Origin of the sequence: Halovivax limisalsi, from assembly GCF_023093535.1 — an archaeon.
Taxonomy (GTDB): Archaea; Halobacteriota; Halobacteria; order Halobacteriales; family Natrialbaceae; genus Halovivax; species Halovivax limisalsi.
This window is the reverse complement of record NZ_CP095757.1, coordinates 3004903-3017174: the sequence shown is the minus strand read 5'-3', so window position 1 is coordinate 3017174 and position 12272 is coordinate 3004903. Positions and strand designations below refer to the sequence as shown.

Annotated in this window: 5 protein-coding genes; 2 read left to right on the top strand and 3 right to left on the bottom strand. The window is 65.9% G+C overall.

Annotated elements, in window-relative coordinates; translation table 11 throughout:
- The first annotated feature begins 250 nt into the window (after positions 1-250).
- A complete protein-coding gene (locus MXA07_RS14085; protein ID WP_247729227.1) occupies positions 251-6625 on the top strand; it encodes an outer membrane protein assembly factor BamB family protein in 6375 nt (2124 codons plus the stop codon).
- Positions 6626-6915: 290 nt separating this feature from the next.
- Here MXA07_RS14085 and pdxS read toward each other — a convergent pair whose 3' ends face one another.
- Positions 6916-7824, bottom strand: a complete 909-nt coding sequence (gene pdxS, locus MXA07_RS14080) for a pyridoxal 5'-phosphate synthase lyase subunit PdxS (protein ID WP_247729226.1) — start codon at positions 7822-7824, stop codon at positions 6916-6918.
- A gap of 172 nt (positions 7825-7996) precedes the next feature.
- Between pdxS and MXA07_RS14075 the strand changes: the two genes are divergently transcribed.
- The gene (locus MXA07_RS14075) at positions 7997-8695 is read left to right on the top strand and encodes a DUF1405 domain-containing protein (RefSeq protein ID WP_247729225.1); all 699 of its coding nucleotides are present in this window, start codon (positions 7997-7999) and stop codon (positions 8693-8695) included.
- A 52-nt stretch (positions 8696-8747) separates the two neighbouring features.
- Here the strand turns inward: MXA07_RS14075 and MXA07_RS14070 are convergent, their stop codons facing one another.
- Together MXA07_RS14070 and MXA07_RS14065 are read right to left on the bottom strand one after the other, a co-directional pair.
- Positions 8748-9098: a DUF7344 domain-containing protein gene (locus MXA07_RS14070; protein ID WP_247729224.1), complete on the bottom strand. Its 351-nt coding sequence runs from the start codon at positions 9096-9098 to the stop codon at positions 8748-8750.
- Positions 9099-9373: 275 nt separating this feature from the next.
- Positions 9374-12205, bottom strand: coding sequence for a valine--tRNA ligase (locus MXA07_RS14065; RefSeq protein WP_247731761.1), 2832 nt, complete (start codon positions 12203-12205; stop codon positions 9374-9376).
- Positions 12206-12272 lie beyond the last annotated feature (67 nt).

The following is a 12272-nucleotide window of genomic DNA, read 5'->3' as shown; positions in this document are numbered from 1 at the left end:
AGACTTTCTCAGAGCCACGATTACGGCCTTTTGACACGGTTCGAGTTGCGTCCTTTTTCGTATCTATCTGTTTCTTAACTTTTTTATATGGCTCTTTCAAAACCCTGGCTGTACATAATATGAATACAGGATTAGGGTATCAAATTCGGGCGGATCGAATTATTCTAAGCAGTAATGGGTGTCAATGATGGGGGGATCGGCAACCAGTTCCGTTCCTGCCCGTTCACGAATCGGTGGCGTTCTCGGTTTCTTGCTCGTCGTCGGCTGTCTGTTCCTCGTCGCTCCCGTCGGCGGACAGCAGGCCGTTACCGAGCCGACCGGGGTTCTGGAACCGCAATCAACCGTGAACAGTTCGGTCGTCGAACAGACCGATGAATACGTCCTCACCGCATCAGACGACGGGACCGTCCGTGCGAGCGCGCCGAACGGAACCGAACTGTGGACATTCGACTCGCCGTCGAATTCCGTGGCCGCAGTGGCGGTCAGTCCCGATGGCTCGTCAGTGTTCACCGGTGGTACCAACGGAAGTGTCCACGCGATAGACGCCGAATCCGGCGCACACGTCGAGCGCTTCGCTCCCTCCGGTACGGACATTCTCGACCTCGCTATCGATTCAGATGGGGAGACGATCTACGTCAGCTACGAAGACGACGCTGGCACCAGCGCCGTGGACATCGACAACGGAACCGTCGACTGGAGCGTCAACCAGGACTGGGACGACGATATGTCCGTGTCTCTCTCGCCCGACGACGCCACCGTCTACGTTGGTCAGCAAGGCGGCGATCTCACGGCACACGACGCCGCCGATGGCACGGTCGAATGGTCAGTTACCCATCGAAACGATGTCTCTGCTATCGTCGTTCATCCCGACGGTCACACCGTCTACACCGCGAGCCAGGACCAGACCGTCCGAGCGATCGACGCGCAGACCGGGGCCACTCGATGGGCCTACGGCGGCCTCGATGCCGGCGTCAACAGCGTGGAGATCGGGCCGGACGGGCATCTCCTCTTCGCTGGTGGGTCCGGTGGCGTTCACGCCATCGACGCGCATTCGGGTGTCGGTCACTGGCAAACCGGCGTCTCGAACAGCGTGACCGATCTGGTCGTCGATCCCGATCGGACGACGCTTCGGGTCGCCCAATCGAGTGGAGAGGTGACGTCCCTCGATCCAGCCTCGGGTAGTGTCGAAGCACTGCAGACACCACACATAAAGGGAATCAGAGATAGTGCCTACGTCGGCGAAGCCACGTCAGCGACGACCGGCACCGTCGAGGGAACCGTCACGGACGGCTCGGGCGACCCCGTCGAAGACGCGCGGGTCTTCCTCTACGAGACCACCGACGAGGCACCAGTCGCCTCGACGACGACGGACGCAACGGGAACGTACTCGATTACGCACGATACTGGCACGTACACGCTCGAAGCGACCGCCTGGCAGCAGGAAGCGACGACCGACGTCACGCTCGAAGCGGACGTATCGGTGACCGCAAACCTGACCGTCGATGGGATCGCGGACGCCACATCCGACCTCCTCTATACCGTCGGTACCGATAACGCGGTCGTCGCCTCGGACGCCAGTTCTCTGGATTCGAGCCTGCCCGAACGCTGGCAGTTCGACGGGCATTCGTCGTCGGTTCGAGCCGTCGCGGCGGGGCCGGACGACGAGACGGTCTTCTCGGGTGGCGACGACGGAACAGTCCGCGCGATCGACGCGGATTCGGGCGTTCAGCGCGCCGAACTCTCCCGCGCGGGCAAGGACGTGACCGATCTGGCGCTGGCGTCCGACGGAGAGACGCTCTACGCCAGCCACGAAGACGACGTCCCGTTGAGGGCTATCGACGTCGAGACCGGAAATGTCCGCTGGACGAAGAACACGGACTGGGATGACGGCCTCGCCGTGGCCGTCTCGCCGGACGGGTCGACCGTCTACGCGGGCCAGCAGGGCGGGGACGTGCTCGCCCACGACGCCGCGGACGGCTCGATCGAGTGGTCGATTCAGCACCGCAACGACGTGACCGATATCGTCGTCCACCCCGACGGCCACACGGTCTATACGACCAGCACCGACCAGACCGTGCGGGCGATCGACGCCCAGACCGGAACGACGCGCTGGGCCTACGGCGGCTTCGACACCGGCGTCAGCAACGTCGAGATGGGCCCGGAGGGTCATCTCGTCTTCGCCGGCGGCGGTAGCCAGATTCACGCCGTCGACGCGCACGCCGGCGTCGGCCACTGGCAGACGGGCACCGCGACCGGCGTCCGCGGCCTGACGGTCGATGCCGACCGCGAGACGCTCGTCGTCGGCCTCAACGACGGCGATGTTCAGGCATTCGATCCAACTGACGGCAGTCCGGCCGTGTCGCTCCCCGTCCACAGCAACACTATCGCTGCCCTCACCTACGTCGACGAACCGACGCCAACCGAAACGGGCAGCGTTGCGGGGACTGTCACGGACGGCTCGGGCGACCCCGTCGAAGACGCGCGGGTCTTCCTCTACGAGACCACCGACGAGGCTCCCGTCGCCTCCACGACGACGGACGCCGACGGCTCGTACGCGATCACCCACGACACTGGTACGTACACGCTGGAGGCGACCGCCTGGCAGCAGGCGTCGACGACAGACCTCACGGTCGAGGCAGATGGATCGGTGACCGCAAACCTGACCATCGATGGGATCGCGGACGCGAAGTCCGACCTCCTCTACACCGTCGGCACCGATAATGCGGTCGTCGCCTCGGACGCCAGCACGTCGGAGTCGAGCCTACCCGAACGCTGGCAGTTCGACGGCCATTCGTCGTCGGTTCGAGCCGTCGCGGCGGGGCCGGACGACGAGACGGTCTTTTCGGGTGGCGACGACGGAACCGTCCGCGCCATCGATGCGGAATCGGGCGTTCAGCTAGGGGAACTCTCGCGCGCCAGCGTGGACGTGACCGATCTGGCGCTGGCGTCCGACGGGGAGACGCTCTACGCCAGCCACGAAAACGACGTCCCGCTGAAGGCGATCGACGTCGAGACCGGAAATGTCCGCTGGACGAAGAACACGGACTGGGATGACGGCCTCGCCGTGGCCGTCTCGCCGGACGGGTCGACCGTTTACGCGGGCCAGCAGGGCGGCGAGGTGCTCGCCCACGACGCCGCGGACGGCTCGATCGAGTGGTCGATCGATCACCGTGGCGACGTGACCGATATCGTCGTCCACCCTGACGGCCACACCGTCTACACGAACAGTCAGGATCAGACCGTCCGGGCGATCGACGCCCAGACCGGTACGACGCGCTGGGCCTACGGCGGCTTCAACAGCGGCGTCAGCAACGTCGAGATGGGTCCGGACGGCCATCTCGTCTTCGCCGGCGGAGCGAGTCAGGTTCACGCCGTCGACGCGCACGCCGGCGTCGGCCACTGGCAGACGGGCACCGCCACCGGCGTCCGCGGCCTGACGGTCGATGCCGACCGCGAGACGCTCGTCGTCGGCCTCAACGACGGCGATGTTCAGGTACTCGATCCGACTGACGGCAGTCCGGCCGTGCCGCTTCCCGTCCACAGCAATACTATCGCTGCCCTCACCTACGTCGACGAGCCGACGCCAACCGAAACGGGCAGCGTTGCGGGGACCGTCACGGACGGCTCGGGCGACCCCGTCGAGGACGCACGCGTCTTCCTCTACGAGACCACCGACGAGGCGCCCGTCGCCTCCACGACGACGAACGACACGGGCGGGTACACGATCACGCACGATACTGGTACGTACACGCTGGAGGCGACAGCCTGGCAGCAGGCGTCGACGACAGACGTCACGGTCGAAGCGGACGAATCGATAGCTACGGATCTCACAATTACAGGAATTCAGGCTGCCCAGACCGAGTCGCTTTACTCGGCCAGTGCGGACAACAGCGTCCGCGCCTTCGGCGCCGGAAATCACTCCACCGGTCCCCTCACCCGGTGGCGGTTCAACGGGCACACGTCGTCGGTTCGAGCCGTCGAACCGGGGCCGAACGGAGCCGTCGTCTTCTCGGGTGGCGACGACGGAACGGTCCGCGCGATCGACGCGGATTCGGGCGTTCAGCTAGGGGAACTCTCGCGCGCCAGCGTGGACGTGACCGATCTGGCGCTGGCGTCCGACGGGGAGACGCTCTACGCCAGCCACGAAGACGACGTCCCGCTGAAGGCGATCGACGTCGAGACCGGAAATGTCCGCTGGACGAAGAACACGGACTGGGATGACGGCCTCGCCGTGGCCGTCTCGCCGGACGGGTCGACCGTCTACGCGGGCCAGCAAGGCGGGGACGTGATCGCTCACGACGCGGCGGACGGCTCGATCACGTGGGATCTGACCCTCGATGCATCGACGACGGCGATCGACGTCAGTCCGGATAGTGCGGTCGTGTACGTGTCGACGACCGACGGAACCGTCACCGCCATCGACTCGACCACGGGGACGGAATCGTGGAACGAAACGCTCGGTGCGAACATCGAGGATGTGTTCGTCGCTTCCGATGGCGAAACGATCTATACTGGCGGTGGGCAGTCGATCTCCGCGCTCGACGCCGAGAACGGATCGATCGACTGGACGAACGACGTCGGGCAGTCGGTCACCCAACTCGAAATGGACGCTGACGACGGCGTGCTGATCGCGGGACTGTCCGACGGGCGGTATCTGACCGTCGATCCGGCCGACGGGACGCCGTCGACCGACCACGACATCCACGACGGCAGGGTAACCGATATCGAGTACATCGGAACCGACGGAACGGTTTCTGCTGTCCTGACGGCCACGCCGGAAACCCCGACCGTTGGCGAACCTGTCACGTTCGATGCCAGCGACAGCGTCGGCTCGATCGCGACCTACCAGTGGGACTTCGGCGATGGAACGACGACCGAAACCGCCGATCCCACCGCATCTCACACGTACGAGGCCGCGGGCACGTACGACGCGACACTCACCGTCACCGATGGCGACGGCACCACCGATTCTGCGAACGTCTCCGTTTCCGTCGAGGTGACAACCGAAAGCGTGTTCGCGATCGAACTCGGCGAGGTTCCGGAGCGCGTCGACGCTGGCGAGACGGTGAGCGCCGATGCGACGATCGAAAACATCGGCAACGAAGCGGGTAGCGACACCGTGACGCTGCTCGCTAACGGGACGGTCGTCGACGAGGTCCAAACTGGAGAGCTGGCACCGAACGAGACGGAATCCGTGAGCCTCTCCTGGGAAACAACCGACGACGAAGCCGGTGACAACACTCTCACCCTCGCCACGAGCGACGACGACGTACAGACGACCGTCACCGTCACTCGACCACCGACGTTCGAGATTCCCGCCCTGGAGTCGAACAGTCCGGTCCTGACGGGCGAGACGCTACTCGTCAATGCGACGATCGAAAACGGCGGGACCGTGGCTGGCAACCAATCCGTCGCCCTCGAAATCGGCGATGAAGTGGTCGATACCCGCACGATCTCGCTCGATGGCGGCGCACGGACCTCGGTGCAGTTCAACTGGACCGCCGATACCGCGGGCAACCTGACTGCGTCCGTCTCGACCTCGAACGAGACAGCATCCCTGCCCGTCACGGTCGAGAAACCGACGAGGTTCCCGGTCTCGATCGAGGCGACGAACGCACCAGTCGAGGTCGGCAATGCGCTCAACGCGACCATCACCGTCGCAAACGACGGGGCGAATCGGTCGAACGCGTCGGTCGACGTCGCTCTGGGCGGCGACGTGACCGCGAATCGGACGCTCGATCTCGCAGCCGGCACAACCCAATCGGTCACGGTGACGCTCGGTACGGCAAATCTCGACGCCGGAACTCACGACCTCGTCGTCGCTACGGCCGACGACCACGATACGACGACCGTCGAACTTGAGGCCGAATCCGGCGGCGGGGGCGGCGGAGGCATCGTTCTGCCGCCGCCGACCGAACCCGCCGACCCGGCCGAGTTCGCGATCACGGAGCTATCGGTTCCCGACGAGGTCGATACCGGCGACTCAATCGGGATCGACGTGACCGTCGAAAACGTCGGCGGTGAATCGGGTTCCGAAACGGTATCGATCGATGTCGCGGGCGATGAGGCTGCTACCGAATCGGTAACTCTCGATGCCGGCGAGACGGCCACCGTTTCGACGACCGTCTCGGTTCCGGCGAACTCGGCAGGAGAGACGATCGAGATCGCTACCGAGGCGGGCGAGGATACTGCTACCGCATCGGTTCAGGTCAGGGAGAACAAGCCATCCGTCGTTCTCGATGACGTGACGATGCCATCCACGGCCGAACCCGACGAGAACGTGACAGCGACGGCGACAGTCACCAACGATGGAAGTTGGGTTATAACTGAGACGATCGCGTACGAGATCGACGGATTCACCGTTGCAACGAGTGCTGTCGAACTCGAATCTGGAACGAGTGAAACGGTCGAGCTAACCGGGCCGGTTCCAACGGACGTGGACCGAGAGAGCGTCTCACAGACTGTCTCCGTCCACGACGAAACGACGACGGAATCGCTCGAAATCAGCACCGATGACGACGCCACTGAGCCACCGGAATCCGGAACCGACGATTCCATTCCCGGCTTCGGACTCGTCGCGGCTCTGTTCGCACTCACTCTCGTCGCGGTGAGACTCCGGCAGTAAGCCATCTGCCGGAGCGGTTGCGCTGCCAAACCGGTGTGGATTCGTCTGATCAGCGGATCCAATCGAACCTCACTCTGACGGCTGGTTTCCCGTGCCTTTCTCGTTCGTACTTCTCGCTCGGTACAGTTGATCTGGTCGGCGAGTAACCGGCGGCCGGGTACTGATCCGAGGATCGACGGCACCGATGGCATCGGACTGGCGATCACCCGACGACTCCAGTCGATCGGCAATCGAAAGACGAGATGACCGGGACGATGTCCTTGCTCCGGTTCGAAAATCGAGTGGCGTTTCTAGACGCCGCGTCCCTGTAGCTTCTCCTCCTCGGGCAGGTCGACGTTCGCGTCGCCTTTCATCCCCTTGCCGAGGTCCTTCGAAATCTCGGCCAGCGTCTCGGGGTCGTCCCAGTTGGTCGTCGCCTGGACGATCGCCTCGGCCATTTCGGGCGGGTTCTCCGCGCCGAAGATGCCGCTGCCGACGAAGATGCCGTCGCACTCGTGGTGCATCATGAGCGCCGCGTCGGCCGGCGTCGCGATGCCGCCGGCCGCGAAGTTGACGACCGGGAGCCGCCCCATCTCGGCGGTCTCGTGGACGAGGTCGGCGGGCGCCTCGATCTCGCGGGCGTAGGCCTCGCGCTCCTCGCGGGTCATCCCCTCGAGTTCGCGGATGGCGCCCTTGATCGTGCGCTGGTGGTGGACGGCCTGGTTGACGTCGCCGGTGCCGGCCTCGCCCTTCGTGCGGATCATCGCCGCACCCTCGTCGATCCGGCGCAGCGCCTCGCCGAGGTCGCGCGCGCCGCAGACGAACGGCGCCGTGAACTCGCGCTTCTCGATGTGGAAGGCGTCGTCGGCGGGGGTGAGCACCTCGGACTCGTCGATCATGTCCACGCCGACGGCCTCCAGGATCTGGGCTTCCTTCGTGTGTCCGATCCGGGCCTTGCCCATCACGGGGATCGACACCGATTCGACGATCTCCGCGACGTCGCCGGGGTCGGCCATCCTGGCGACGCCGCCGCGCTTTCTGATGTCCGCGGGGACGGCCTCCAGGGCCATCACCGCGACGGCGCCGGCCTCTTCCGCGATGCGGGCCTGTTCGGGATCGACGACGTCCATGATGACGCCGCCCTTCTGCATGCGAGCGAAGCCGCGCTTGACGAGGTCGGTCCCCCGTCGAAGCTCCTCGAGATCGGTAGAGTCGGCCATGCTGAGGCCTACGCAACGGCTCCACTTACGCGTGTCCATTCCGTCAAATCGCCCCGCATCGGTGCCGACCACCGTCCCGTCTCCGGGCGAGCTCGAGCTTTCGGATCCGGGACCCATCCCGGACGCTCCCGGATCGCTACCTCTTTGCGGATACACCGAGAGGCCTCGCACGATGGCTCGCTCCGCGGAACTGCCGCGCCGGCGCGCGCTTCCACGCTGGCTCGCGCCCGTGCCGCGGCGCCTCGAAGATCTCGGCCTGCGATACGCCTGGCTCGTCGTCGCGATCAACCTCGCCGGGACGGCCTTCGGGTTCTGGTACTACCGCTATCAGTTCACCGTCACGCCGACGGCCATGTGGCCGTTCGTCCCCGACAGCCCGCTCGCGACGCTGTTGATCGCGCTCGCCATCGCATCGTGGAAACTCGGCCGCGAACGCCCCTGGCTCACGGCGATGGCGTTCTTCGGAAACATCATCCTGGGGCTCTGGACGCCCTACACGTTGCTCGCGTTTTCAGAACAGTACGCCGCGCAGGGGATCCACCCGGCGATGTACGCCTTCCTCTTCGTGAGCCACCTGGCGATGGTCGTCCAGGCGCTGGTCCTCCACCGCATCTCTGACTTTCCGGTGTGGGCGGTCGGCGTCGCGACGGTCTGGTACGGCCTCGACCTGCTGGTCGATTTCTTCGTTCCCGTCGTCGGCGGGACGCCCCACCACACGTTGCTCCCGACGGCCCGCGACACGCAGCTGTTCCTCGGCGCGGACGCGCTCGGGGTCGCCGGCGCCGGCGCGACGGCCTTCACGCTCCTGGCGCTCTTCCTGGCGCTGTCGATCCGGGCCGTCTCGTGCGAGCGCGACGGCCGGGCCGGGTAATCCCAGCCTGCCTGACGAGGGACTGCTCGCCCGCCTCCCCGGGACGGCGCTCTCACTCTTCGGCGCGGGCGAGTTCGAGGAACGGTTCGAGCCTCGTGAGTTCCGACCGGGGGCGCACCTGTCCGGTGTCCGGGTCGTAGTCGACGACGTTCGCCGCGCGGAGTTTCGGGAGGTGACAGTGTCTGAGCGCCGTTTTGCGTTCCATCCGACTCGACGCCGAGTCGCGCGGGTCGCGCCGCTCGATTCGCCTGGCGAGGTCGGTCACCGAAAGTGGCCCTCGGCTCCCGCTCAGACAGTGGAGTGCGTAGCGCCGCTGTCGGTTGGCGAGGAGTTCGAAGACGGTCTCGATGGTGGGTTCCCCGTCGGTTCGCCGGACGTCCCGTGATGAGCTACCTCGGATCATGTCGGTGAATCGGTTTCGACGTACTCGCCTCCCCGCGTTCACCCGACGCAACTCGCCGGCCGACGTCGGTCGAGCACGTTCGTCAACACGTCGTCTTCGCTTATAATTATTGCTGTCATCGAGCCGTCGGCCCACCGAACGAGGATTTTCACGCGTTCACCGATCGGCCGAGCGGTGGTGCCACGTCGGTCGAACCTTCGATCGCGGCCCCACTCGCCGGGGAACCGTCGCGGCGTGGACCGTCTTCGACCCGAGCGACGCGCGGCCAACTCGCCCTACGTCGGTCCTCGGGTCTCGACGATGACGATCGCGTCGTCGGTCTCGACCATCGTGCCGGAACCGTCGTACGTCCGCTCGCGTTCGACCTCGAACAGGTCGCTATCGAGGGTCTCGCCGGCGACGGCGAGCGAGCCGTCGTCGGTCAGGTCGTACTCGCCGGCGTCGATTGCGGCGTCGATCTCGCCGACTTTCGAGCCGTACTCGGGCCCGACCGTCGCGTAGTCGAGGTCGATCGAGTCGATCGCCGTGGTGATCTCCGGTTCGGATTCGAGGCTCTCGAGGTCCGCGACGTGCATGACGTTCGCGATGGCGTCTTCGAACCCGTCGACGTCGCCGTAGACGGCGACGCGATCGAGGTCGCTGTTCAGCGGGAGCTGGCGCTCGCTCTTGTAGCGCCGCAGCGCCGAGATGACGGCCATCGCGGTCTCGCCGGCCGCGAGGTCGGCGTCGTAGCCCCGCGGCTCGGGCCACTCGCGGCGGTGGATGCTCGACGCGTCGATATCGGCGCCCTCAGCGGCGTAACTGGCCTGCCAGATCTCCTCGGTGACGTGGGGCAGGATCGGCGCCCAGAGTTCGAGGAAGGTGCGGTGGGCGGTCCGGAGCGCGTAGGCGGTCGAGGGGTCGTCGGATCGCTCCTTCGCGATCTCGAGGTAGTCGTCGCAGAAGGTGTTCCAGAAGAACGTCCGCAGGCGGTCGCGGGCCTTCGCGTACTCGTGGGCCTCGAAGTGCGCGGTGAGGTCGGCGACCGCGTCGTCGAGTTCCGCCAGCAGCCAGCGGTCGATCGCCGCGAGCTCGTCGGGCTCGTCGGGATCGACGGGCGCGAGGCTGTCGACGAGTTTCGAGGCGTTCCAGAGCTTGCGCAGGAGCTTCTCGCCGGCGCGCAGATCCTGCTCCTGGTACGGGAAGTCGTCGCCGACCGCGGCGCTGGCCGCCCAGAACCGGATGGCGTCGACGGGGTACTCCGCGACGACCTCGTCGGGCGCGACGATGTTCCCCCGCGATTTGGACATCTTCTCGCGGTTCTCGTCCAGAACGTGGCCGTTGATCAGCGTCGCGTCGAAGGGCACCTCGCCGGTGTGCTCGTAGCACTTGATGACCGTGTGGAACAGCCAGAACGAGATGATGTCGTGGCCCTGCGGGCGGAGGTCGAACGGGTACAGCTCCGGGTGGTCCATGGTGAACCCACCTTCGCCACCGTCACCGGCGTCCTCGCCGTTCGCGGGTCGTTGACGCTCCCCGCTCACCGTTTCCAGGGCGCGAGCGCCCTCGCCGTTCGCGGGTCGCTGACGCTCCCCGCTCTCCGCTCCGAGGTCGCTCACTTCGTCTTCTCGCGGGCCGTGCCCGCTCGAACGGTCCGCGGAACTGCGTTCCGCGCTACTTGCGACCTCGCCGTCCCAGTCCCAGCCGGCGTTGATCAGCGGCGTCAGCGACGAGGTCGCCCACGTGTCGAAGACGTCGGCCTCGGGTTCGAACGCCTCGTGGCCGCACGCGGGACAGCTATCGACCGGCGGGTCGTCCGAGAGCGGATCGACCGGCAGGTCCGCCTTGTCGGCCACGACCGGTTCGTCGCAGTCCGCGCAGTACCAGACCGGGAATGGAATCCCCGAGTCGCGCTGGCGGGAGATGAGCCAGTCCCACTCCAGCCCCTCGATCCAGTGCTTGTAGCGGGTGAACATCTTCTCGGGGTACCAGTCCATCTCCCGGCCCGCTTCCAGGTACTCCTCCTTGTGGTCGAGGATCTCGACGTACCACTGCTTGGAGACGCGGAACTCGACGGGCGTGTCACAGCGCTCGTGGACCCCGACTGCGTGGGTGATCTCCCAGCGGTCTCGCAGGTAGCCCTCGTCCTCCAGGTCCTCGACGATTGCCTCGCGGGCCTCCTCGGTCGAGAGGCCCTCGTACTCCCCGGCGAGGTCGGTCATCGTCGCGGTCTCGTCGATGGCGACGCGCAGCGGGAGGTCGTGGGCCTGGTACCACTCGATGTCGTTCTGGTCGCCGAACGTACAGCACATGACGATCCCGCTGCCCTTCTCCACGTCGACGCGGTCGTCTTCGATGATCGGGACCTCGTGACCGAAGATGGGGACCCGGGCCGTCTCGCCGACGAGATCCTGATTCTCGTCATCGTCGGGGTGGACGAAGACGGCGACGCAGGCCGGGAGCAGTTCCGGCCGGGTCGTGGAGATGACGAACTCCTCGCGGTCGGTGCCGTCGCTGGTAATACCGAACGCGATGTCGTTGAAGTGCGAGCCGCGCTCGTCGTCCTCGACCTCGACCTGCGAGATCGCCGTCTCGCACTCGGGACACCAGATCGCGGGCGCCTTCTTGCGGTACTCCCGCCCCTTCTCGTAGAGATCGAGAAATGACAGCTGCGAGATGCGCTGGACCCGCGGCTCGATCGTCTTGTAGGTTCGATTCCAGTCGATCGAGCAGCCCAGGCCCTGCATCTTCTCGGTGAACTCGGCCTCGTACTCCCGACAGACTTCGCGGCAGAGATCCTGGAACTCCTGGCGCTCGTAGTCCTGGTGGCGGATGTCGAGTTCGTCCTCCGTCAGGCGCTCGCTCGCGATACCGTTGTCGTCGTAGCCGAACGGGAAGAGGACGTCGCCGTCGGCCATCCGCTGGAAGCGGGCCGCGAAGTCCTGCAGCGTGTGGCCGTAGAGGTGGCCCATGTGGAGGCTTCCCGAGACCGTCGGCGGTGGCGTGTCGATGGAATAGACGGTGTTCGGGTCCTGCTCCGGGTCGCCCTCGTAGGCGTACGTGTCCGTCTCGACCCACCGGCGCTGCCAGTGGGATTCGATGTCGTCCGGTTCGTAGGTTCCCTCCATGGACGGCGTCCGGTCAGTCGACTCGGTCTCGTCCCCGGCGGCCGTCTCGTCGGTTTCCGCGGCACCG

What these genes read in the sequence shown, in the direction of transcription:
- MXA07_RS14070 (WP_247729224.1), bottom strand. Translation starts at nt 9,098, where the DNA reads ATGATCCGAGGTAGCTCATCACGGGACGTCCGGCGAACCGACGGGGAA.
- MXA07_RS14075 (WP_247729225.1), top strand. Translation starts at nt 7,997, where the DNA reads ATGGCTCGCTCCGCGGAACTGCCGCGCCGGCGCGCGCTTCCACGCTGG.
- MXA07_RS14065 (WP_247731761.1), bottom strand. Translation starts at nt 12,205, where the DNA reads ATGGAGGGAACCTACGAACCGGACGACATCGAATCCCACTGGCAGCGC.
- pdxS (WP_247729226.1), bottom strand. Translation starts at nt 7,824, where the DNA reads ATGGCCGACTCTACCGATCTCGAGGAGCTTCGACGGGGGACCGACCTC.